The 22,736-nt window shown below is 71.6% G+C and carries 15 protein-coding genes and 1 pseudogene; 9 read left to right on the top strand and 7 right to left on the bottom strand.

Features of this window, described 5'->3' with window-relative positions; genetic code table 11:
* Positions 1-34: 34 nt before the first annotated feature.
* Positions 35-1,483, top strand: a complete 1,449-nt coding sequence (locus tag ACFWXC_RS27935) for an ArnT family glycosyltransferase (RefSeq protein WP_384483036.1) — start codon at positions 35-37, stop codon at positions 1,481-1,483.
* Between the two features lie 265 nt (positions 1,484-1,748).
* Here ACFWXC_RS27935 and ACFWXC_RS27940 read toward each other — a convergent pair whose 3' ends face one another.
* The gene (locus tag ACFWXC_RS27940) at positions 1,749-2,120 is read right to left on the bottom strand and encodes an NTP pyrophosphohydrolase (protein ID WP_384483037.1); all 372 of its coding nucleotides are present in this window, start codon (positions 2,118-2,120) and stop codon (positions 1,749-1,751) included.
* 65 nt (positions 2,121-2,185) lie between these two features.
* Here ACFWXC_RS27940 and ACFWXC_RS27945 point away from each other — a divergent pair, with 65 nt between their 5' ends.
* On the top strand, positions 2,186-3,202 hold the full coding sequence (locus ACFWXC_RS27945) for a hypothetical protein (RefSeq protein ID WP_384483038.1): 1,017 nt from the start codon (positions 2,186-2,188) through the stop codon (positions 3,200-3,202).
* A 7-nt stretch (positions 3,203-3,209) separates the two neighbouring features.
* On the opposite strand, the gene ACFWXC_RS27950 is transcribed toward ACFWXC_RS27945, so the two are convergent.
* Entirely contained in the window at positions 3,210-4,313 is a 1,104-nt protein-coding gene (locus ACFWXC_RS27950; protein ID WP_384483039.1) for an LCP family protein, read from the bottom strand.
* A gap of 184 nt (positions 4,314-4,497) precedes the next feature.
* On the opposite strand from ACFWXC_RS27950, the gene galE reads away from it, so the two are divergent.
* From galE to ACFWXC_RS27975, 5 genes are all read left to right on the top strand, one after another.
* Positions 4,498-5,484: a UDP-glucose 4-epimerase GalE gene (gene galE / locus ACFWXC_RS27955; protein WP_384483040.1), complete on the top strand. Its 987-nt coding sequence runs from the start codon at positions 4,498-4,500 to the stop codon at positions 5,482-5,484.
* A complete protein-coding gene (locus ACFWXC_RS27960) occupies positions 5,484-6,584 on the top strand; it encodes a hypothetical protein (protein WP_384483041.1) in 1,101 nt (366 codons plus the stop codon). Before galE ends, ACFWXC_RS27960 begins: the two co-directional genes overlap by 1 nt.
* Before the next feature lie 37 nt (positions 6,585-6,621).
* Entirely contained in the window at positions 6,622-8,193 is a 1,572-nt protein-coding gene (locus tag ACFWXC_RS27965) for a hypothetical protein (protein ID WP_384483042.1), read from the top strand.
* A gap of 334 nt (positions 8,194-8,527) precedes the next feature.
* A complete protein-coding gene (locus ACFWXC_RS27970; protein WP_384483043.1) occupies positions 8,528-9,745 on the top strand; it encodes a CDP-alcohol phosphatidyltransferase family protein in 1,218 nt (405 codons plus the stop codon).
* Positions 9,742-14,244: a glycosyltransferase gene (locus ACFWXC_RS27975; protein ID WP_384483044.1), complete on the top strand. Its 4,503-nt coding sequence runs from the start codon at positions 9,742-9,744 to the stop codon at positions 14,242-14,244. The genes ACFWXC_RS27970 and ACFWXC_RS27975 overlap by 4 nt, the downstream gene beginning before the upstream one ends.
* A 65-nt stretch (positions 14,245-14,309) precedes the next feature.
* Here the strand turns inward: ACFWXC_RS27975 and ACFWXC_RS27980 are convergent, their stop codons facing one another.
* Positions 14,310-16,439 carry a 3-hydroxyacyl-CoA dehydrogenase NAD-binding domain-containing protein gene (locus ACFWXC_RS27980; protein ID WP_384483045.1) on the bottom strand — a complete coding sequence of 710 codons (2,130 nt, stop codon included), beginning with the start codon at positions 16,437-16,439 and terminating at the stop codon, positions 14,310-14,312.
* On the bottom strand, positions 16,436-17,653 hold the full coding sequence (locus ACFWXC_RS27985; protein WP_384483046.1) for a thiolase family protein: 1,218 nt from the start codon (positions 17,651-17,653) through the stop codon (positions 16,436-16,438). The genes ACFWXC_RS27980 and ACFWXC_RS27985 overlap by 4 nt, the downstream gene beginning before the upstream one ends.
* Before the next feature lie 274 nt (positions 17,654-17,927).
* On the opposite strand from ACFWXC_RS27985, the pseudogene ACFWXC_RS27990 reads away from it, so the two are divergent.
* A pseudogene (locus tag ACFWXC_RS27990) lies at positions 17,928-18,101 on the top strand (carbohydrate ABC transporter permease); the annotation flags it as partial.
* Here the strand turns inward: ACFWXC_RS27990 and ACFWXC_RS27995 are convergent.
* Together ACFWXC_RS27995 and ACFWXC_RS28000 are read right to left on the bottom strand one after the other, a co-directional pair.
* A complete protein-coding gene (locus tag ACFWXC_RS27995; protein ID WP_384483058.1) occupies positions 18,068-18,331 on the bottom strand; it encodes a hypothetical protein in 264 nt (87 codons plus the stop codon). The pseudogene ACFWXC_RS27990 and the gene ACFWXC_RS27995 sit on opposite strands and share 34 nt — an antisense overlap.
* Before the next feature lie 68 nt (positions 18,332-18,399).
* Entirely contained in the window at positions 18,400-19,638 is a 1,239-nt protein-coding gene (locus ACFWXC_RS28000; RefSeq protein WP_384483047.1) for a hypothetical protein, read from the bottom strand.
* Between the two features lie 772 nt (positions 19,639-20,410).
* Here ACFWXC_RS28000 and ACFWXC_RS28005 point away from each other — a divergent pair.
* Positions 20,411-21,208, top strand: coding sequence for a TetR family transcriptional regulator (locus ACFWXC_RS28005; RefSeq protein ID WP_384483048.1), 798 nt, complete (start codon positions 20,411-20,413; stop codon positions 21,206-21,208).
* A gap of 132 nt (positions 21,209-21,340) precedes the next feature.
* Here ACFWXC_RS28005 and ACFWXC_RS28010 read toward each other — a convergent pair whose 3' ends face one another.
* A complete protein-coding gene (locus tag ACFWXC_RS28010; protein ID WP_384483049.1) occupies positions 21,341-22,621 on the bottom strand; it encodes an HRDC domain-containing protein in 1,281 nt (426 codons plus the stop codon).
* Between the last annotated feature and the right edge of the window lie 115 nt (positions 22,622-22,736).

Here is a 22,736-nt window from a genome sequence, read left to right on the forward strand (position 1 = left end):
AGGTGGGACTGCGGGGCCGGATAGCGTGCTCCCCATGCTTGTCACCCCCCTCGTCCCGTCACGGTCCGTAGGCGTACGGAAGGGGTACTGGCCGCGGCTGCTGCCGCTGCTCGCCGTGCTGGCCTGCGTCACCCGGGTGCCGTCCTTCCGCCGGCCGCTGTGGAACCCGGACGAGGGCTTTCTCGCCGTACAGGCGCGCATACTGGCGAGCGGCGGCCGGCTGTACGAGACGGTCGTGGACCGCAAGCCGCCGCTGCTGCCCTGGCTGTACGAGGGGGTGTTCGCGGTCTTCGGATCCGGGTCGCTCACCCCGGTCCGGGTACTCGCCGTGCTCGCGCAGCTGGCCACCGCCGTACTGCTCGCGTCGATCGCCCGACGGCGGTGGGGCGACCGTGCGGGGTGTACCGCCGGGGCGCTGTACCTGCTGGTCTCCGTGGGGCTCAACCCCGAGGACGCGCAGGCGGCCACCTTCGAGGTGTTCATGCTGCCCGCCACGGCCGCCGCGATGTGGTGCGCCGACCGCCGCCGCTGGGGCGCCGCCGGAGCGGCCGTCGCCTGCGCCTTGCTCACCAAGCAGACCGGCGGCGCGGTCCTGCTGCCGGTGGTCTACCTCCTCAACCGGTACGGCGGCCCGCGCGCCGGCCTGCTCCGGCTGGCGGCCGGCGTCGCCCTGCCCGTACTGGGCGCGGCCCTGCTCACCGACCCGGCCGGCTTCGCCTTCTGGACGGTCACCGGATCCGGCGCCTACGCCTCCTTCACCGGCTCCGAACTCCACGTCCTGGCACGGGCGTTGACCAACACGGCGATCCTCGTCGTGGCCTGCGCCGGGCTGCTCCCGCCGGTCGCCCGCGCCCTGCGCATCGCCCGTACCGGTGCCGCCGACCTGTGGCTGTGGCTGGCCGCGTCGGCAGCCGCCGTCACCCTCGGCTTCCACTTCTTCGGCCACTACTTCCTGCAGCTCACCCCGCCGCTCGCCCTGCTCGCCACGGGCGCGCTGCAGATCCTGCCCAGGGAGCGCACCTCGGCCGCGATCCGCACCTCGGCCTGTGTCTGCGTGCTGTTCCTGACCTGGGGACTGCTGGCCCCGCGCCCCGAACTCGCGCACGCCCAGCGGCTCGCGCTCGCCCTCGCCCACCGCACCGGCCCCGGCGACCGGGTGCTGGTCTGGGGGATACACCCGGAGACGTACTGGCTCGCCGACCGCACCCCCGCCACCCGCTATCTCACCGCCGGCCTCCTCACCAACTTCAGCGGCGGCCGCGACGGTCCGCAGGTCGGCGAGAAGTACGCGGTCGAGGGCACCTGGCCGGTCTTCCGCGCCGAGCTGGCCGACCGGGCACCGGCCCTGGTGATCGACGACTCCCGGGGCAATCCCTACGGCCCCGACCGAGTCCCCACCCTGCGCCGGCTGCTCGCGGCCGACTACGAACAGGTGGACGAGGTGGACGGGGCGTTGCTGTACGCAAGGGTGCCGGCGGAGTAGGACCGGGGAACGACGGGCGCGGGCAGGCCCGGCTCCGCGGAGCGGCGGGTGTGGCTGGGCTCGACTCAACGGAGTGGCAGGTGTGGGCGGGGCCGGTTCCGCGGTGCGGCGGGTGTGGCTGGGCTCGACTCAACGGGGTGGCAGGTGTGGGCGGGGCCGGTTCCGCGGTGCGGCGGGTGTGGCCGGTGGCCGGCTCGATGGTGCGGCGGGTGTGGGCAGGCCCGGCTCCGCGGAGCGGCGGATGTGGTCGCGGTGCAGTGTCGGTTCAGTGGAGCAGCGCGCTCGGGCCGATCACCTCGGCGCCCAACTCCGTCACTCGGCGCCGTAGTTCGCGGTCGGCGGTGACGACGAGGCGGGGGCGGCCGGGGTCGTCGGCGGTCAGCTCGACGATCCGGTCGTCGCCGCTGCCGGACGCCGGCTCCACCCGTACCCCGGGCACCGACTGCACCCCGCGGGCCGCGCCCTCGACGACGAGCACCAGTTCCACCGGGGTCGGATGGCCGGGCAGGCCCCGCTCGGCCAGCCGGTCGCGCAGCCGCTCGGCGGCCCCCTTGCGGTCCCGCCACCAGCCGTCCGGCCGCGACCCGACGACGTTCGCGCCGTCGACGATCACCAGCAGGGGAGCTTCGTCATCCATACCCCCAGCCTCGCACGCCCGGGGCCCGGGCCACTGCCCCGAACGGCCCCGCTTAGAGTGAAGCGGTGAACGGCGACTGGCTCCTTCGCGGCCGTGACGGCCGGCTCAGTGTCTATCTGCCGTCGGGCGATGCGGTGCTGTGCCGGGCGGAACGCGGCCCCGGCGGTCCCTGGGGCGCCCCCCGGAAGATGGGCGGCGACCAGCGGCTGCACCCCGGTTTCTCGGTGGGCCGGGGTGCCAACGGATACGCCCACCTGGTCGCCTGGCGGCCCACGGTGAAGGGCGAGTCGGGGCTGGTCCACGCCACCCACTACCAGCCGCGTCTGGCCGCCCTGGACTGGCAGCCGATCGGCCACCCCGGCAAGAAGGGCGAGGTCACCGGCGCCCCGGCCGTCGCGGTGGACGCGCGGGGCCGTGCCCATGTCTTCGTCCGCAACCGGGGGCGCGGGGTGAGCATGGTCGCCCAGAAGGAGAAGGGCGGCTGGGAGCCGTGGCGCGATCTGAAGGGCCGGCTGGTCGAGGACGGGCTGGCGGCGGTGACCGGCGAGTCGGGGCGGGTGGAGGTGTACGCGGCCGTACCGGGCGGGATCGTGTACTGGCGGCAGGAGGAGGCGGGGAAGCCGCCCGTACAGCTGGAGGCGCTGGAGGCCCCGGTCCGTCCGGGCACCCTCGCCGCCCTCGCCACCTCCCCCGAGAGCACGACCCTCTACTACAGCGACGAGGCCGGTGACCTCTGCGCCTGGCGTCCCGGCGGCAAGCCCTACACCCTGCTGCCCTCCGCCGGGCCCGGCCCGGTCGCCGCGGTCCGCTGCGAACTCGACGGATACGACTGCACGCTGCTCGCCCAGCGCTCGGCGAGCGGCCGGGTGGCCTTCGCCGCGTACCCCACGGAGGACGAGCGGGCCGGTGCCTGGTGGACCGAGTCGGGGCCGCAGCTCCCGGCCGACGCGACGGTCGCCCTGACCACGGACGAGGACGACCGGGTCACCGCGGCGGCCCTGTCCCCGTCCGCCGGGCAGCTTCTGCTCACCCGCCGCAAGGACGAACCGGGGCTGGCGCTGGAGGCCTGGCGCGAGGTCTGACGTGACGTCAGCTGCCGCCGGTGGCGGGGGACTTCTTCGCCGACCCGGGGATCGCGGTGTCGGTGCGGATCGCCTTCCACAGCGTCGAGGCCTGTGGTTCGGCGGCCACCACGCGGTTCGGGTCGACCTTGTCGTACGCCACCGGGAGCATGATCGTCTCCATGGTGGAGGGGTTGACGCCGTTCAGGCTGCGGCCGAACTCCGCGAGCTTGGTGAGCGAGGCGAGTTCGGAGTCGGTGGTGAGCGCGGCGGTCAGCTTGTCGGCGATCTTGTACGCCTTGACCGGGCTGCCCAGCAGGTCCTGCCGCTGGATCTCCGTGAGCAGGGCGATCATGAACTGCTGCTGGAGGCCGATACGGCCGAGGTCGCTGCCGTCGCCGATGCCGTGCCGGGTGCGGACGAACTGCAGGGACTCGGTGCCGTCCAGCCGGTGGGTGCCCTTGGTGAGGTCGAGGCCGCTGGAGGTGTCGTGGATGTCCTGGTCGACGGTGACGGTCACCCCGCCTATCGCGTCCACCAGGTCCTTGAAGCCGGCGAAGTCGACCTCGACGTAGTGGTCCATGCGGACCCCGGACATCTGCTCCACCGTCTTGACCACGCAGGCGGGACCGACCTGGGAGTAGATGGAGTTGAACATCACACGCTGTGCGGAGGCGACCGTGGAACCGTGCGGACTGGTGCACTTCGGGCGGGTCACCAGGGTGTCACGGGGGATGCTGACCGCGACGGCCTGCTTGCGGCCCTCGGGTATGTGCATCACCAGCGCGGTGTCCGAACGGGCCCCGGAGACCTTCCCGGTGTTCAGCTTCGCGTTGGCGCCGGCCCGCGAGTCCGAGCCGAGGATCAGTATGTTCTGTCCCGAAGTGGGGAGTTTCTCCGGGCGGTCGTCGCCGATCGCCCTGTCGATGTCGACGCCCTTGATGTTGCCGTCGATGCCGCTGTAGAGCCAGTAGGCGGTGCCCCCTCCGGCGGCCACCAGGACGGCCAGTGAGATCAGGATCCAGCGGCCCCTGCGGCGCCCGCCGGTGCGCTCGCGCTTGCGGCCTCGCCCGCCGCCGCGCCCGGGAGGCGCGTCGGAGTCGCTGAGCTGGGGCGTCGAGACATGACTCATCCTGCTTCGAATCCTCAAAGTTCGTGCCCCGGCGGGGCGGTGCTGTGGCGTGAGGACTCGGGTGGGGGGAGGCCGGTCCGGTGGTGCTGCCCGGTCGAAACCGCACAAGGGGCGGACGACCGCACGATCATGCACAACCCGTGATGTATTTGTAAACAGCAGCCAAAGAAATAGTATGCGCGCCATGACGTGGCTGATAACAGGCGGTGCCGGCTTCATCGGCGCCCATGTCGTCCGCGCGATGCTCGCCGCCGGTGAGCGTGTCGCGGTGTACGACGACCTCTCGACGGGCGACCCCGCCCGCGTCCCCGACGGTGTGACCTTCGTCAAGGGCTCGGTGCTCGACGGCACCCTCCTGCGGCGCACCCTGTCCGACCTCGGTATCGACGGCGTGGTCCACCTGGCGGCCAAGAAGCAGGTCGGCGAGTCGGTGGAACGGCCGCTGCACTACTACCGCGAGAACGTGCACGGCCTGGAGACCCTGCTGGAGGCGGCCGCCGGGACCGGCGTGCGGCACTTCCTGTTCTCGTCCTCCGCCGCCGTGTACGGCATGCCCGACGTGGACCTGGTGACCGAAAACACCCCCTGCGCCCCGCTCAACCCGTACGGCGAGACCAAGCTGGCGGGGGAGTGGCTGGTGCGTGCCGCGGGCCGGGCGCACGGGATGACCACCGCCTGCCTGCGGTACTTCAACGTCGCCGGGGCGGCCGACGAGCACCTCGCGGACACGGGCGTCTCCAACCTCGTCCCGATGGTCTTCGAGAAGCTCACCGACGGCAGCGCACCCGTGATCTTCGGCGACGACTACGACACCCCGGACGGCACCTGCGTACGGGACTTCATCCACGTCGAGGACATCGCCGCCGCCCATCTCGCCGCCGCCCGTGCGCTGCCCGGCCGGGAGCCCGGCAGCGACCTGACGGTCAACGTCGGGCGCGGCGAGGGGGTTTCCGTCCGCGAGATGATCACGCTGATCGGCGAGGTCACCGGCTACGGCCCGGCGGCCGACCCGGTCCGCGCCCCGCGCCGCGCCGGGGACCCGGCACGGGTCGTCGCCTCGGCCGACCGCATCCGCGCCGAACTGGGCTGGACGGCCCGCCACGACGCCCGCACCATGGTCGCCTCGGCCTGGGCGGGCTGGTGCCGGCGCCATCCGGAGGCCCGGCGCTGATGGCCGCTCCCGTGCGCGACCGTGCCGTCGGGGTGCGGCCGGCCGGTCGAGCCCCGGCGAGCCGCACGGTGCGGTCCGGACCCTGGCTCCTCACCGGGCACGACGGCCGGCTCATCGCCTACGCGCAGGTCGACGACGCCGTGCTGCGCTGGACGGAGACCCGCCCGGGCGGCCCCGACTGGACCGGCCCGGACGTGCTGCCGGTCAGGAACATGACCGAACTCACCGTCGCCCAGGGCCGCAACCGCTACGCCCACCTCGTCGGCCGCCGGGCCCGCTCCACCGGGGACGCGCCGCCTGCCGTGGACCTGGTCTACGCGATCCAGTACCAGGCGGGCCGCCCGCTGAGCGAGTGGCGGTCCGCCGGCAACCCGCACGCCAAGCGGGAACGCACCGCCCAGATGGGCACCCCCGCCGCCGTCGTCGACGCCTCGGGCGCCCTGCACATCCTGGTGGCCACGGCGGAGGGGCGGCTGGCCCTGCGGCGCGAGGACGCCCGGGGCCGCTGGGAGCCCTGGCTGGACCTCAAGGTCGCGGCCGTCCTCGACACCCCGGCCGCGGTGGCCACCGACACCGGGCAGCTGCACCTCCTGGCCCCCACCCGCACCGGCGCCCTGACCTGGTGTCAGCCCAGGCCGGGCGCCGTACCGGAGCGGGGCCCCGACCTCGCCGTCGTACCGCTGCCCGGGTCCGCCTGCGGCCTGGAGACCTCGCCGGGCCGGATCACCTACTACCTCACCGACGCGGTGGGCGGCGGTGCCGTCGCCGTACGCCCCGGCTCCTGGCCGGTGCCGCTCGGCGGGAACCCGGGCGACGGACGGCACGCCGCGCTCGCCACCACGCTCGACGGACACCCCTGCACGGTGCTGGCCCACCGCGACACCGAGGGCCGGATCGTGCTGGGCGCGTGCGGTGCCGAGGAGGAGCACCACGGCGTCTGGTGGACCGACACCGGCACCGTCTGCCAGGGCGATCCCGTACTGGCCCGCGACGGCCTCGGACGGGTGGTGCTGCTGGCGCTGACCGAGGACGGCGGGCTCGCGCTGGCCCGTCAGGACGACGGCCCGGGGCTGAGCCTGGGCGACTGGAGCCTGCTGTGAGCGCACGAGGCGACGGACACGAGAAGGACGTGAAGGCATGACGCGCAGGTCCGGCCGGACCGGGCCCGGACCCGCGGGCCGTACCCCGGACGGCCGCGGGCACCTGGTCGCCGTCGTCGTACCGGAACCCCGGGACGCGGTGGCCGTGGTCGAACGGGAGGCGCCCGGCAGCGAGATCGCCGTGGTCTGCCTGCGGCCCGGCGGCAAGGACGGCCGGGCGGCCCTCGACCGGGCGCTCGCCGCCGCCGAGAGCCGGGGCTGCCGGGTGCGCGGCGGCCCGCGGGTGCTGGACACCGACCCCCGGCAGGCACTGCCGGCCTTGCGGGAGGAACTGCGCGCGCTCGATCCGGAACGGCTGCACACCCTCGACCCCGACCCCGTGCACACCTGCCTGGACGAGGCGAGCGGGATGCCCTCCTACGGGGTGCCGGACACGCACGCCGAGACCGCGGCCGTCGCGCTCGCCGCGGCCCGGGCCCATCAGGCCGGGACGGGACGGCCGTTGTACGTCGACTGCCTGCGCGCCGAGCAGGGTCCTGGCGGCGACGGCGCCCCGCGCCACCCGGCGCCGGTGAACTGGCTCTCGGCCGGCTTCGACGGCCGGCTCACCGCCTTCTGGCCGACGGCCGCGGGGCTGGTGCGCTGGTACGAGGAACTGCCCGGCGGCCGGTGGCGCGGCCCGGAACTGCTGGAGGGACCGGGGCTGCTGCCCGGTCTGCTCGTGCTCCGCGATCCGCACGGGCTGCCCCATCTGCTGGGGCTGCGCAGGACCGCGCGCGGTGACGGCGGGGTGGACGTCGAGGTGGTGCATGCCGCCCAGTACCGCACCGGGCGACCGCTCACCCCCTGGCACTCGCTCGGCGGCCCGAACGCCGCCGCCTGGCGCAAGGGACGCGAAGTGGGCTTCCCCGCGGCCGCGTTCGACGCCGCCGGGGACCTCCTGGTCTTCGTGCGCAACTTCGGGCACAGCGTCAGCCACCGCCGCCGGTCGGCGGACGGCACCTGGACGCCGTGGCAGCACCTGAGCGGGCTGCGGGTCGCCGACGACCTGGTCGCGGTGACCGCCGAGCACGGCGGGGTCGAACTGTTCGCCCGGGCCCGGGACACCTCGGCCGTGCTCCGCTGGTTCCCGGGCCCGGACGGCACCTGGAGCGAGGACCGCACCCTGCCGTTCGCCGCCCGCCCGGGCAGCCTGGCCCCGGCGGCCGAGCCGGGCGCGGTCCTCTTCCGCGACGCCCGTACCGGCCGGACCTGCTTCTGGCGGCCGGGTGCCCCCGGCCCCTACCCGCTCGACGACCAGGAGAGCGGCTCCGGCGCGCCGTCCGCGGCCAGGGGCGCCGAACTCGCGGGCTGGGGCTACTCCGTGCTGGTCGGCCGCGGCGCCGACGGGACCTGCTCGCTCGGCGCGCATCCCGCGGGCCGGCCGGACACGGGGGTGTGGTGGCAGGACGCTGGCGCGCCCTCGTACGGCGCTCCGGCCGCGGCCGTCAGCCGTGCCGGACAGCTCGCCGTGGCGACCCGGATGCCCGGCGGGCGGCTGCTGGTGGCCCGCCGGGACGAGAGCCGGGACGGGCTGGTGCTGGACGGCTGGCGCCCGGTGGGGGACTGAGCCCGGCCTGTCGGACCGCCAAGCGGATGGCTGGATTCCCACCCCGTCCGAGGGCGGGCGGATGGCTTGATTCCGCCCGGAAAGCCCTTGCCGCGGCAGCCCTCCAAACCGTTCGCAAGGCCCGAGCCAAGCCTGCCCCAAGAGCAGCCCATGGTTCCCCGATGTGAAGATCGCAAATAGTTGTACGGGTTGCCTGTGATCAACGTCGCGGTCAATCCCAGGTCAATGCACGTCGACACGTAAGTGAAGGATTGTTAAAGTTCGGGTCGCTTATGTGATTGGCCTGTGAAATCAGTAGGTCAATGTGTCCTGTTTAAGGGGTGACTGGGGGGTTATGGCCAGGCTTTCGCTGCGGGCTGTCCAAAAACTGACCTGCAAGAAACGAGACGCCTGGTGGACGGTCTTCCTCGTCGACCCCGTCGCCACCCGACTGCTGCTCGTCGTCGCCCGCTTCCGCTTCATCACCCCGAACCGGGTCACCTGGGCGGCGCTGTTCATCGGCCTGGCCGCGGGCGGCTTCTTCCTGGAGGGTGACCGGCAGTCCCTGATCATCGGGGCGCTGCTCTACCACCTGAGCTTCATCCTCGACTGCATCGACGGCAAGCTGGCCCGCCTCAAGGGCAACGGCACCGTCTTCGGCGGCTGGCTCGACTACGTCTTCGACCGCATCCGGGTGCTGTTCTGCGCCCTCGCCCTGATGGGCGGTCAGTTCCTGCCGCACGACGACGAGCGCTACCTGGTGGCCGCCCTCGTCGTGGTCTTCCTCGACATGCTCCGCTATGTCGACGCGCTCCAGATCTACAAGATGCGCATGTCGATGCGGACCAGGATCGAGAAGGTCACCCGGACCCGCGCCGAGGCCGAAGCTGAGGCTGCGGTTGCGGCTGCGGCTGTGCAGGAACGTTCCGTCAAAGAGCGGGAGACCGCCGACGGCTCGCCGGTCGTCTTCATGGAGGACCTGCTCCGCGACAACCCCCACACCTCCGCCGAGACCCTCCGCGCCGAAGCCGGCACCGGCAACGTCGTCGACCTGCACGAGCAGTTCCGCGGCCAGTTCCCCTGGTACACCCGGATCCGCCGGGCCATGCTGCGCACCCGGATCCGTCCGCACCTCATCAGCGGCATCGAGTTCCAGATGTTCGTCTTCATCGTCGGCCCGCTGATCGGCCAGATCCTGTGGACCACCGCCGTCTCGGCCGCCCTGCTGCTGCTCTTCGAACTCGTCATCATGTACAAGTTCTGGCTCTCCACCCGCGACTTCACCAGGGTCATGGAGGAGCTCAGCCCCGCCTCCGGCACCACCGGCACCATCGCCCCGCAACTGCACCGCGGCCGCCACCGCCGCGCCGAGGCCGACGCCCTGCTCGCCGACGAGCGTTACCAGGCCCCGGCGCCGGAGGACGACCCGTTCTTCCAGCCGTACCCGAAGCCCAACACCGTGCTCGAAGGGCTCCCGCACATCCCCGTACCGCACGGCGACACCATGCCCCTGACCCAGATCGGCAGGGGCGCGGCCCGCCGGATCCCGGCGGGCCGGGAGGAGTACCGATGAGACCCGGAGCAGAGACCACCCACGCCGACGACGACGGCGGCAACTTCCGGGTCACCGTCGTCATCCCCGCCCACAACGCGGCCACCACGATCGGCAAGGCGCTCCAGTCGGCCCTGAACCAGACCTACGAACCGGTCGAGGTGATCGTCGTCGACGACGCCTCCACCGACGGCACCATCGAGGTCGTCGCAAGCTTCGCGGGCACCGACCCCCGGGTCCGGGTGCTGCGCCGCAAGGAGAACAGCGGCGGGGTCGGCGCCCCGCGCAACTGGGGCATCGCCCAGGCCGAGGGCCGCTGGGTGACGTTCCTCGACGCGGACGACGAACTCCCGCCCCGCGCCTGCGAACGGCTGGTCGCGAGCGCCCTGGAGACCGGCAGCGACATCACCGCCGGCCAGGCCGTCCGGGTCAACCGGGCCACCGGCGACACCGAGCCCTGGGCGCCCGAGGTCTACGCGATGGGCCGAACCGTCTCCGGTCTGGAGGAGTTCCCGCTCCTGCTCTCCGACCCGATCGCCGCCGCCAAGCTCTACAGCGTGGAGTTCCTGCGCTCCTGCGGCGTCTGGTTCCCCGAGGGCGTGTTCTACGAGGACACCTACTTCTCCACCGTCGCCGGCTGCCTCGCCCGGGGCATCACGGTGATCACCGAGCCCGTCTACCGCTGGATGTGGGAGCCGGACGGCACCTCCATCACCGGCCGCACCGGCGAACTGCGCAGCATCACCGACCGGATCGCGGTGCACCGGGCCACCGACCGGTTCCTGCTGGAGCGCGGGCTGTGGCAGCTCAAGGTGCGCAAGGACGCCAAGTTCCTCACCCACGACCTCAGGCTGTACATGCGCGCCCTCGCCGAGGGCGACGCCGGGTTCCAGCAGCGCTTCGCCGACATCGTCAGCTCCTACCTGTTCTCGCTCAGCGAGGAGGCCTTCGGGCTGTGCGGCCCGGTCGACCGGGTGCGCGCCTACTTCCTGATGTACGAGGAGATCGAGGCCGCCCTCACCACGTTGGACTACACCCAGCGCAAGAGCGTCTTCTCCTCCCACCTGGTCGAGGAGGACGGCCGGGTCTACTGGTCCGCCGACCATCTGCACCTGCCCGACGCCCGCCGCATGCTCGACGTCACCGAACTGGGCCTGGCCGCCGCCCCGGTCACCCAGCTCCCGCTGTTCGCGCAGCTCACCGGCTGGCGGGTGGCGCGCACCGAGCTGTCGTACACCGGCGAACTGGTCAACCGCTTCGGCCGGATCGCCCCCGGCGACCCGGTCTCCCTCTCCCTGGCGGTCCGCAACCGGCACACCAAGAAGGACGTGGTCGTCCCGGTCGGCAAGGTCTCGGTCGGCGAACGCCTGCTGACCTTCGAGGGCAGCGCCGACCTGGTGAAGCTGCTCGGCGACGACCTCGCCGACAGCACCGTGTGGAACGTCTCGGTGATCGTGGAGTGGAAGCGCAGCCGCTCCCGCTCCGCGCTCAACGTCCGCGACCTCGCGCTGGAGGGCCTCACCTTCGACCGGGACGGCGAGGAGTACGAGGGCTACCGCACCGTCAGCGGCAACCTCGCCCTCCGCTCCGCCACCGCGGGCCGGCGCACCTTCGAGACCGAGCAGAACGACCCGAACGCCCCCTGGATGTGGTGGCGGGACCGCGTCCACCCGCCGATCGGGCAGCTCACCGGCCCCTTCCAGCTCGCCGTCGTCGTCCCCTGCTACAACGTGGCGCAGTACCTGGACGACTGCCTCGGCTCCCTCGCCGCCCAGCGCGGCTTCGCCGAGACCCAGGTCATCCTGGTCGACGACGGCGCCACCGACGAGACGCCCCGGATGCTGGAGCGGTTCGCCGCCCACTACGCCAACGTCACCGTCGTCCACCAGCCCAACGGCGGCCTCGGCAACGCCCGCAACACCGGCCTGGACCGGGTCGTCGCGCCGTACGTCACCTTCCTCGACTCCGACGACATCCTCGGCGAGGACGCCCTCGCCGCGATGCTCGAAGCCGCCCACCGCGACGGCTCCGAGGTCGTCATGGGCGACCTCGTCAACTTCCCCGACCGGCCCTACGGCCCCTGGAAGGACTACTTCGGGCAGGGCGACCGGCTGGTCACCGACTTCGCCGAGATCCCCGACATGATCTTCAGCGGCTCGGCCTGCAACAAGCTCTTCTCCACCGCCCTGCTGCGCCGGCTCGGCCTGCGCTTCGGCGAGGGCGTGCACTTCGAGGACGCCTGGCTGACCCTGCCCGCCCTGCTCCGCGCCGGCTCGCTGAGCATCGTGGACCGGCCCGTGTACTGGTACCGGGGCCGCCCCGACGGCTCGTCCATCATGGACTCGCTGTGGAGCAAGCCCGCCAACTACCGCGACCACCTGCGGCTCAACCACTTCCTGCTGCACTACAGCGCCGAGGAAAGCCCCGAGATCCGCCGCATGTTCCAGCGCTACGCCACCCGCACCTACAAGGGCTTCCTGTGCAACGCCCGCAACGTGATGGGCCGTGCGCAGCTCGCCGAGATGTTCCCGGACCTGCACCGGCACTACGCGCAGATCCCCGACGACGTCATCACCGAGTTCGTCACCAGCCCCGCCCAGCAGCTCGACCACTACGCGGCCCGCACCGGCAACTTCGCGCTGTTCGCCGACCCCGAACCGGCCCTCGCCGCGGCCCCGCCGGTCCTGGAGATCGACGACGACGGCTTCTACCGCACCTTCCCCGGCGGCCGGCTGCACAGCGGCGCGGCCCGGGTCAAGGACCCCAACGTGGTGGTGGAGAGCGTCCGCACCCGGGACGACGTGCTGGTCCTGGAGGGCTCCATGGCCTTCCCGGGCCTGGACCTCGGCGGCCCGATGGGCAACCGCCTCGAACTCGTCCACCAGGTCCGCGACACCAAGGTCACCGTCCCGCTGACCCAGGTCTACCGCCGCGACCTGAGCAACGCGCGCGGCGGCCGGGACCTGTACGCCGGCTGGTACGCGGAGATCCCCGCCGCCCGGCTCGCCGAGACCGGCTTCGGCGTCGGCGACTTCCGGCTGCGGGTGCACCGCCCGGACGGCACCCGGCACCGCAACGTCGTCATGAAGGCCCGCCTCGCCCTGCACCGGCTCAAGGGCCCGGGCAAGGTCGGCCGGTACCCCTACATGCTGACCATCGGCGCCCAGGACGCCCTGCATCTGCGCCTGGTCGCCCCCGGCCGCACCGCCCGCCTCAGGCACGCGATGTGGCGGACCGGCCGCGAACTGCGCATCCTGCGCACCCGCAACCCCGGCTGGCGGATGCGCCTCGCCTACTGGCTGACCTATCCCTTCCTCAACGGCAAGGAGATCTGGCTGGTCGGCGAGCGCTCCGACACCGCGCAGGACAACTCGTACCACTTCTTCAAGTGGGCCCGGATCTACCGCAAGCGCCGCAACGTCCACTACGTCATCGACGCGGCCTCGGCCGACCACGCCAAGGTCGCCCCGTACGGGAACGTCCTCAAGCTGGGCTCCTTCAAGCACCGCATGTACCTGCTCCATGCGACGAAGCTCATCGGCTCCTACGACTCCGAGTCCTATCTCGTCCCCGAGGGCTACAAGAAGGCGCTCTTCCTGCACCGCTTCGGCGAACTGGTCAAGTACCAGCGGGTGTTCCTCCAGCACGGCGTCACCTACAACGACGTGACCTCGGGCGCGGACCAGCGCATCGCGAGCTACGACCTGCTGGTCACCGCCGGCCGCCAGGAGCGCGACTTCATGGCCCAGGAGGCCGGCTACGGCGACCGCGCCCAGCCGGTCGGCTTCCCGCGCTTCGACGCCCTCCAGCGCGAACGCCGCGACAAGCCGCGCATCCTGCTGATGCCCACCTGGCGGCAGTGGATCGTCACCGCGTCCTACAAGAAGTCCGCGGGACCGGCGAGGACCAGCTTCACCCAGTCCGAGTACTACCGCTTCTACCGGACCCTGCTCTCCGACCCCCGCCTGGGCCGCGCCCTGGACCACTTCGGCGTGGACCTCGAGTTCTTCCCGCACTACGAGATCCGCCCCTACCTGCACACCTTCCAGTTCTCCTCGCCGTCCATCCACGTCGCCGACCCGCACACCCGCAATGTGCAGCAGGCGATGAAGGAGTGCTCGCTGATGGTCACCGACTACTCGTCGGTGTTCTTCGACGTGGCCTACATGGGCATCCCGCTGGTCTACGTCCCCTTCGACGAGGAGGACTTCTACGGCCGGCACTACAAGCGCGGCTACTTCAACCTCGCGGAGGACGGGTTCGGCCCGGTCTGCCGGACCGTCGACCAGGCCGTCGACGAGATCATCGCCGCCATCGGCCGCGACTTCACCGTCCAGCCAGAACACCGGGCCCGGGTCGAGGAGTTCTTCGTGCACCGCGGCGGCGGCAACTGCGAGCGCGTCTTCGACGCCATCGACGCCCTGGGCACCGCCTCCGCGGCCGCACTGGCCCCCGGACGCCCGATCGGCGCCCTCCCGGCCCCGCTGCCCACCCTCGCCGAGTGGATCGACGCGGCCTGAGCCGTTCCACGGCATGCGAAAGGGGGCCTCCGCGGATCGCGGAGGCCCCCTTCTGCTGTCGGCCGTTACGCCGGGACCGACGCCACGCCCGGCGCCAGGAACTTCTTGCCGTTCACGCGCTCGGAGACACCCTCGCGGTCCAGGTACGGCGTGATGCCGCCCAGGTGGAAGGGCCAGCCGGCGCCCGTGATCAGGCAGAGGTCGATGTCCTGAGCCTCGGCGACGACACCCTCGTCGAGCATCAGCCCGATCTCCTGGGCGACGGCGTCCAGGACGCGGTCACGGACCTGCTCCTCGGTGAGGACCACGTCACCCTGCTTGAGCAGCGCGGCGACCTCGGGGTCCAGCTCCGGCTTCCCGCTGTCGTACACGTAGAAGCCGCGCTTGCCCGCCTTGACGACGGCGGCGAGGTTCGGGGAGACCGTGAAGCGGTCCGGGAAGGCCCGGTTGAGGGTCTCCGAGACGTGCAGGCCGATGGCCGGGCCGACCAGCTCCAGGAGCACCAGCGGGGACATCGGCAGACCGAGCGGCTCGACCGCCTTCTCCGCGATCTCGACGGGGGTGCCCTCGTCGATGACGTTCTGGATCTCGCCCATGAAGCGGGTGAGGATGCGGTTGACGACGAACGCCGGGGCGTCCTTCACCAGCACCGCGGTCTTCTTCAGCTTCTTGGCGACGGCGAAGGCGGTGGCCAGCGAGGCGTCGTCGGTCTGCTCGCCGCGCACGATCTCCAGGAGCGGGAGGATCGCGACCGGGTTGAAGAAGTGGAAGCCCACGACCCGCTCGGGGTTCTTGAGCTTCGACGCCATCTCCGTCACCGACAGCGAGGAGGTGTTGGTGGCGAGGATCGCGTGCGCCGGGGCGACCGCCTCGACCTCCGCGAACACCTGCTGCTTGACGCCGATCTCCTCGAACACGGCCTCGATGATGAAGTCCGCGTCGGAGAAGCCCTCGGCCTTGTCCAGCACACCGGTGACCAGGGCCTTGAGGCGGTTGGCCTTGTCCTGGTTGATACGGCCCTTGCCGAGCAGCTTCTCGATCTCGGCGTGGACGTAGCCCACACCCTTGTCGACGCGCTCCTGGTCGATGTCGGTCAGCACGACCGGCACCTCCAGGCGGCGCAGGAAGAGCAGGGCCAGCTGCGAGGCCATCAGGCCGGCGCCGACGACACCGACCTTGGTGACCGGACGCGCCAGGTTCTTGTCCGGCGCACCCGCGGGCCGCTTGCCGCGCTTCTGCACCAGGTTGAACGCGTAGATGCCGGCACGCAGTTCGCCGCCCATGATCAGGTCGGCGAGCGCCAGGTCCTCGGCGTCGTAGCCCTGCTGGAGGTCGCCGTTCTTGGCGGCGGCGATGATGTCCAGGGCGCGGTAGGCGGCCGGGGCCGCGCCGTGCACCTTGGAGTCCGCGATGAAGCGGCCCTTGGCGACGGCCTGGTCCCAGGCCTCGCCGCGGTCGATCACCGGGCGCTCGACCTCGATGTCGCCCTTGAGCACCTGGGCGGTCCAGATCAGGGACTGCTCCAGGAAGTCGGCGCCCTCGAAGAGGGCGTCGGCGATGCCCAGGTCGAAGACCTGCTGGCCCTTGAGCTGCTTGTTCTGGTTGAGGCTGTTCTCGATGATGACCGAGACGGCCTTGTCGGCGCCGATCAGGTTCGGCAGCAGCGCGCAGCCGCCCCAGCCCGGGACCAGACCGAGGAACACCTCGGGGAGCGAGAACGCCGGGATGGCCTTCGATACCGTGCGGTAGGTGCAGTGCAGACCGACCTCGACGCCACCGCCCATGGCGGCACCGTTGTAGTACGTGAAGGTCGGCACGGCCAGACCCGCGAGGCGCTTGAAGACCTCGTGGCCGCCCTTGCCGATGGCGAGCGCGTGCTCGTGCTCCTTGAGGAGCTCGACGCCCTTGAGGTCCGCGCCGACGGCGAAGATGAACGGCTTGCCGGTGATACCGACACCGACGATCGTGCCGTCGGCCGCCTCCTTCTCCACCTGGTCGATCGCGGTGTTCAGGTTCGCCAGCGAGGCCGGGCCGAAGGTGGTCGGCTTGGTGTGGTCCAGGCCGTTGTCCAGGGTGATCAGCGCGAAGCGGCCGGCCCCGGACGGCAGGTCGAAGTGGCGTACGTGCGCCGACGTCACGACCTCGTCGGGGAACAGGTCCGAGGCCTGCTTCAGAAGCTCGGCGGTGGTGCTCACTTGTCCCCCTCGAAGTGCGGGTTCTCCCAGATGACCGTCGCGCCCATGCCGAAGCCGACGCACATGGTGGTCAGGCCGTAGCGGACGTTCGGCTGCTCCTCGAACTGACGGGCCAGCTGCGTCATCAGACGCACACCCGAGGAGGCCAGCGGGTGACCGAAGGCGATGGCGCCGCCGTACTGGTTGACGCGCTCGTCGTCGTCCGCGATGCCGTAGTGCTCCAGGAAGGCCAGCACCTGCACGGCGAAGGCCTCGTTGATCTCGAAGAGACCGATGTCGGAGATGCTCAGCCCGGCCTGGGCGAGGGCCTTCTCGGTGGCCGGGATCGGGCCGTAGCCCATGACCTCGGGCTCGACACCGGCGAACGAGTACGACACGAGCCGCATCTTGACCGGCAGGTTGTTCTCGCGGGCGAAGTCCTCGCTCGCGATCAGCGAGGCGGTGGCGCCGTCGTTCAGACCGGCAGCGTTACCCGCGGTGACCCGGCCGTGCACACGGAACGGCGTCTTCAGACCCGACAGGTTCTCCAGGGTGGTCCCCGGCCGCATCGGCTCGTCGGCGGTGACCAGACCCCAGCCGGTCTCGCCGCCCTCGGGGTTGGTCCGGCGCACCGAGATCGGCACCAGGTCGGCCTGGATCTTGCCGTTGGCGTACGCCTTGGCGGCCTTCTCCTGCGACCGCACCGCGTACTCGTCGGTACGCAGCTTGGAGATCCCCGGGTAGCGGTCGTGCAGGTTCTCGGCGGTCATGCCCATGAACAGTGCCGACTCGTCGACCAGCTTCTCGCTGACGAACCGCGGGTTCGGGTCGACGCCCTCGCCCATCGGGTGGCGGCCCATGTGCTCGACACCGCCGGCGATGGCGATGTCGTACGCGCCGAAGGCGACGGAACCGGCGACCGTGGTGACGGCGGTCAGCGCGCCGGCGCACATGCGGTCGATGGAGTAGCCGGGCACGGAGGTCGGCAGGCCCGCGAGAATGCCCGCGGTACGGCCGATGGTCAGACCCTGGTCACCGATCTGGGTGGTCGCGGCGATGGCGACCTCGTCGATCTTCTTGGTGTCCAGCCCGGGGTTGCGGCGCAGCAGCTCCCGGATCGCCTTCACGACGAGGTCGTCGGCGCGGGTCTCGTGGTAGATGCCCTTCGGGCCCGCCTTGCCGAACGGGGTACGGACGCCGTCGACGAAGACGACATCCCTGACGGTACGAGGCACGATTGGCTCTCCTCCAGGGTGCGGGATGGCACTGCTGCATGCGCTGAGCGCGCGCTCAGGCCCATGCTACTTATGAGTAACGTGACTGCCCACCCCTGACGGTCGGAGCGGCGAAGGTCACATAAGAAGGTGCCGTCGCTGGAGCGCCCCGTCAGGGGCGCGGGGCTGCATCGATATGCGGCTCCGCCGCGTGGGTGGGCACAAGACCGCCGCGGAACTCGAAGCCGCACAGCAGGCGCTCTCCCGGTTCCCGCGCCGCAAGGCCCTGCATGCCGCCCAGAATCTTGGCGTGATCTCGACGTCCCTGTTCCGCTTCCGCGGCCCCTGCGGAGCGCACGGGGAGATCATCTAGGCGGCAGCGATCCTGGTCATCCCGCCGACGCTGGTCGTCGTGCTGTGCCTGCAACGCTTCGTCTACAACGGCTTCATGCGGGGAGCGGCGCGGTGAGCGCCCCGCAGCGCCGGGGCTTGCGGCCGACGCCGCTGGTGCGGGTCGGCGTGCCGTACGCCCAGCTCCAGGATGCGGGCGTTCTGCGTCATCAGGCGTGGGCCGTGCGGGCCTGAAGCGTGGATGGGGCGGCCGCGTCTCGCGTACCGGCCGGATGTCGCCGGCTGCCCGCTGCCGCAGGTCTCCGGGGCGTGGGCGTGGACGGGGCGGGACCGGGGTGATGTGAGCACGGGGGCTCCTCTCGGGTGGTGGTGTGCGCAGGAGGGCGGAGGTGGGGTCATGGACGGCCCGGAGAGCGTCATCCGTGGTGCTCCAGCGCACGGATGACGCGGTAGTCCCGTTCGATGGCCCGCGGCTCGCTGCTGCTGAGCACGGCCTCGGCGGACACGGGCGCACCCGGCACGCGGATCTCGCTCGCCGCGACCACGGTGGGCAGCGAGCGCAGGACGGCTCCCAGCCACGGGGCGATCCCGGCGGCCGGACGCATGTGCACCCGCACGATGTGCTGTCCGCTCGGAGCGGGCGTGAACCGGGCGGTGGCGGCCGGCGGTATCCAGGTGCCCAGCGCGTCGGCGGCGCGGTTGCGGCCGGTCGCCGTCCGCAACGCCTCGTCGGCCGGTGTCACGACGGGCGCCGCCAGCGCACACACCACCAGCAGCTCGTCATCGGCGCCGTACGCGAGCCGGGTGGTGACCGGGCCGCACACCACGCCGAGGGCGTCGAGCGCCCGGTTCGTGCGGAGCGCGAGGGTCTGTGCCAGTGGGCCGCCCGGAGGGAGCAGGTCGGTACGGTCCAACCGGCCGTCACCGGTGTGGACGTCCGCCCACAGGTCGGTGACGACGTGCTCGGGGCGGCCGTCCGGACCCGGACGAGTGGCGGTGTTGACCGTGTACTGGAGCCGGGAGGGCCGCTCGCTCAGCACCAGGTGCGCGCTGCCGGAGTGCAGCACGGCCGCGTGCCGCATGGCCGGCCAGGCAGCGCTGATCCGGCGTTCGTCACCGCACTCCACCGGGTCGACCGGGGTTCCGGTGGCCGCCGGGGCGAGCAGGTAGCCGGGCCCGGGGTGGGTGCGCGCCCAGGCCACGGCGTCGGCCGGACTCGTCGTGCGGATGCCCCGCAGAGCGGGGATCCCGGCGCGTGCCAGGCGGTCCGCCTGCGCCCCGCGGTCGTACCTCAGCGGTGAGCACGCCGGATCGGCGCCGGGAAGGCCGAGCTGCCAGGCGATCCGCTCGGCCGGCTCGATGCCCCCGGTGCTGCCCGCGACGACGGCCGACACCCCCAGCGCCCGCAGCGCCTTGACCGTCTGCCGGACCCCGCGGTGCACGACCGTGCCGGTGTATCCGGCGGGTATCGGCGAGCTCTGGTACGCGGCTGGCCGCAGGCGGCGCTCCGGGACGACGGCCACCGTCCGCCAGCCGTGCCGGGCGAACGCCACCGGATACGGAACCCCGCCGTCGTACGGGGCGATCACCGCCGCGATGCCGGCGGCGGGGTCGGTCCGTACGACGGCCGCGGCGGGGGCGGCGGGGATGGTCATCGGTGCGAGCTCCCAAGCAGACGGGTGTGAGGCCGAAGGGGGTCAGCGGGTACGGGCGGACATCCGGCCGCCCGGGTTACTCACGCGCACGTGACGGACGAGGAAATCGCGTCGGATATCCGCGCGTCTGCTCCACGGATGCCGCCCATAGGGGCCGGAACCGAATACGGATCGCGTCGAGGACAAAGCCGGCCGTACACCGACGCCGACGGCTCGGCGGACCGTGTCCGAACGCGATCGGAATACATGTGACCCCCCGTGCGGATGGGTGTGATGCGGCGGCGTGTCCGCTGGACCGCCCGACCCGTCATACGACGCCACCTGGTCTTGTTGGGACCGAACGGTCTCTTCTGCTGTGACCGTCTCCATCCGCAGGGAGAGCGTCGACCATGTCCTCGGAGTACAGGACGGGCCGTTCGCTTCTGGGATGTGGTCAGCGTGAGAAGGGACTACTCGGTCTGTTCTGTCGGCGCCAAGTCTGGAACTCAGGCGCTGTGACGTCAAGCAAGCACGGGTGGCAGTGCTGTCAGGGCCGCGGTCGTGGGGCGGGAGCCCGTGTCCCGCTTAACGAGGGAGGTCATGGTCGAAAGGCGCTAGTGGCCATTACATGGGGCTGCCCTGCCCCTTCGGGGTAGTATCGGGAGGCTGATTGGCGCGTACGCGGTATTTTCCGGCTTATTGCGAAGCCCTGGAATTCCCTGGCCTGCGAATGTGGTGCGGCTTTTCGGGGCTTCGAGTTCAACCGGCGAATGGGACTCGAAGGCGAGATCGAATGAGCAACCTGCGTAGGCCGCGACGGCGGCAACAGCGCGCCATTGACACGAGGCAGCGAATCCTCGACAGTGCCGGCGCACTCTTCGTGGCGGACAGTTACGAAGGGACTTCGGTAAGCGACCTGATCACCGCCGCACGGACGAGCAAGGGGGCCTTCTACCGGCATTTCCCCGGCGGAAAGCTCGAAGTGGCGTCGGCCATCATGGAGGACACGCTGAGCATGGACGGGCTGCAGAAGCAGCGGATCATGCTCCAGGAAATGGTCGACATCGGCATGATCCTGGCCCATCGCATCTCCAGGGAGAGCGCTCTCCAGGCCGCCTTGATGCTGTCGTTTCACGGCAACGCACCAGAAACCTACGGAACGCCCTGGCCGGACTGGATCGCGTTCAACACAGGGCAGTTGACCGAAGCCCGGCGACGAGGAGAGCTGAAACCCTTCGTCGATCTGGAGGAACAGGCACACCAGGTCGCGGGGGGCTGGGCCGGATTGGTGCTGATCTCGAACACCCTCGATCGGCACATGGGGAACGTCGAGGCGCGGGTCTCGCGCATGTACCGCAATCTGGTGACCACGATCGCGGTTCCGGAACTCCTGCCGGAGATCGACCTGTCGGTGGACCGAGGCAAGAACCTGTACGCCGTGTTCCTCGAAGGCGCACCCGACCCGGACCTGCCGCCGGGCCGAACGGCGGACGAACTCCCGGATCAGGACGAAGAACTCGAAGAGCTCTCGGAGCACGCCGAAAAAGCCGCCCCGGAGCACGCCGGAAAACTCCTGGACCAGCGGGATTAGCGGGATCACTGCGGACGTCGGCTCTTCAGCTGTGCCGTGGTGCGCGCTGGAGGGCCGAGTCCGGAGTCCGGCCGTCGGTACCCGGTGGGCCGGAAAGGGAACGGGCCGGGGGAGCGGCCCGGGGAGACCCGCCTAGGCGGACAGCGCCGTCACCAACGCCGTCGTCACCTGCTCCACCTGCCACGGCCGCGCACCGTACCCCGCCAGGGTCGCTCCCACCGTCTCGGCGTCCATGACCTTCGGCGGCTCCCAGCAGAGCCTGCGCACCGAGTCCGGCGCGATCAGGTTCTCCTGCGGCATGTTGAGCTGCTCGGCCAGCGCCGACACCGCGGCCCGCGCCGCGGACAGCCGAGCCGCCGCCTCGGGATCCTTGTCGGCCCACGCCCGTGGCGGAGGCGGCCCCGTCACCGGCTGCCCCGGCAGTGGCAGCCCGGCGTCCGGCAGCGCCTTGGCCCGGTCCACCGCCGCCTGCCACTGCTCCAGCTGCCGCCGCCCCATCCGGTGCCCGAAGCCGTTCAGCCCCGAGAGGGCGTGCACGTTCGCCGGCAGTGCGAGCGCGGCCTCCACGATCGCCGCGTCACTGAGCACCTTGCCGGGCGACACGTCCCGCTTCTGCGCGATCCGGTCGCGCGTCTGCCACAGCTCCCGCACCACGCCCAGCTGCCGGCGCCGCCGCACCTTGTGCATCCCCGACGTCCGGCGCCAGGGATCCTTTCTCGGCTCGGCCGGCGGCGCGGACGCGATCGCGTCGAACTCCTGCCGTGCCCACTCCAGCTTCCCCTGCCGGTCCAGCTCCTTCTCCAGGGCGTCCCGCAGATCCACCAGCAGCTCGACGTCGAGCGCCGCGTACCGCAGCCACGGCTCGGGCAGCGGCCGGGTCGACCAGTCGACGGCGGAGTGGCCCTTTTCGAGGACGAAGCCGAGGACGCTCTCGACCATCGCGCCGAGCCCGACCCGCGGGAAGCCAGCGAGCCGCCCGGCCAGCTCGGTGTCGAACAGGCTGCTGGGCATCATGCCTATCTCGCGCAGACAGGGCAGATCCTGGGTGGCCGCGTGCAGTACCCACTCGACGCCGGCCAGGGCCTCGCCGAGGCCGGAGAGATCGGGGCAGGCGACGGGGTCGATCAGCGCGGTACCGGCGCCCTCGCGGCGCAGCTGGACGAGGTAGGCGCGCTGCCCGTACCGGTAGCCGGACGCGCGCTCGGCGTCGACGGCGACGGGACCGGAGCCGGCGGCGAACGCCGCGATCACCCGGGCGAGTGCATCCTCGTCCGCGACCACGGGCGGAATGCCCTCACGCGGCTCCAGCAGGGGAGTCGGCGCCCCCGTCACAGAAGATCCGGCGTCGTCCGGGGGAGTGCCCCCGGTGGTGCGCAGTGAACTGTCTGCTGCGGTGTCTTGGGCGTCGGTCACATGTCAAGGGTATCTGTGTGTGGACGGGGCCCCCCCCGCGGCGCGTACCGCGACGCGGGCCCCGCGGGGGTGATAAAAAAGCAAGATGGGAATATAAGTTAGACAGAACAGGGGC

The sequence above is a fragment of the Streptomyces sp. NPDC058683 genome (assembly GCF_042716195.1).
Classification (GTDB): Bacteria; Actinomycetota; Actinomycetes; order Streptomycetales; family Streptomycetaceae; genus Streptomyces.

Coding starts and splice junctions, on each gene's coding strand:
- ACFWXC_RS27935 (WP_384483036.1), top strand. CDS start 35: ATGCTTGTCACCCCCCTCGTCCCGTCACGGTCCGTAGGCGTACGGAAG.
- ACFWXC_RS27940 (WP_384483037.1), bottom strand. CDS start 2,120: ATGGATGACGAAGCTCCCCTGCTGGTGATCGTCGACGGCGCGAACGTC.
- ACFWXC_RS27950 (WP_384483039.1), bottom strand. CDS start 4,313: ATGAGTCATGTCTCGACGCCCCAGCTCAGCGACTCCGACGCGCCTCCC.
- galE (WP_384483040.1), top strand. CDS start 4,498: ATGACGTGGCTGATAACAGGCGGTGCCGGCTTCATCGGCGCCCATGTC.
- ACFWXC_RS27960 (WP_384483041.1), top strand. CDS start 5,484: ATGGCCGCTCCCGTGCGCGACCGTGCCGTCGGGGTGCGGCCGGCCGGT.
- ACFWXC_RS27965 (WP_384483042.1), top strand. CDS start 6,622: ATGACGCGCAGGTCCGGCCGGACCGGGCCCGGACCCGCGGGCCGTACC.
- ACFWXC_RS27970 (WP_384483043.1), top strand. CDS start 8,528: ATGGCCAGGCTTTCGCTGCGGGCTGTCCAAAAACTGACCTGCAAGAAA.
- ACFWXC_RS27975 (WP_384483044.1), top strand. CDS start 9,742: ATGAGACCCGGAGCAGAGACCACCCACGCCGACGACGACGGCGGCAAC.
- ACFWXC_RS28000 (WP_384483047.1), bottom strand. CDS start 19,638: ATGACCATCCCCGCCGCCCCCGCCGCGGCCGTCGTACGGACCGACCCC.
- ACFWXC_RS28005 (WP_384483048.1), top strand. CDS start 20,411: ATGAGCAACCTGCGTAGGCCGCGACGGCGGCAACAGCGCGCCATTGAC.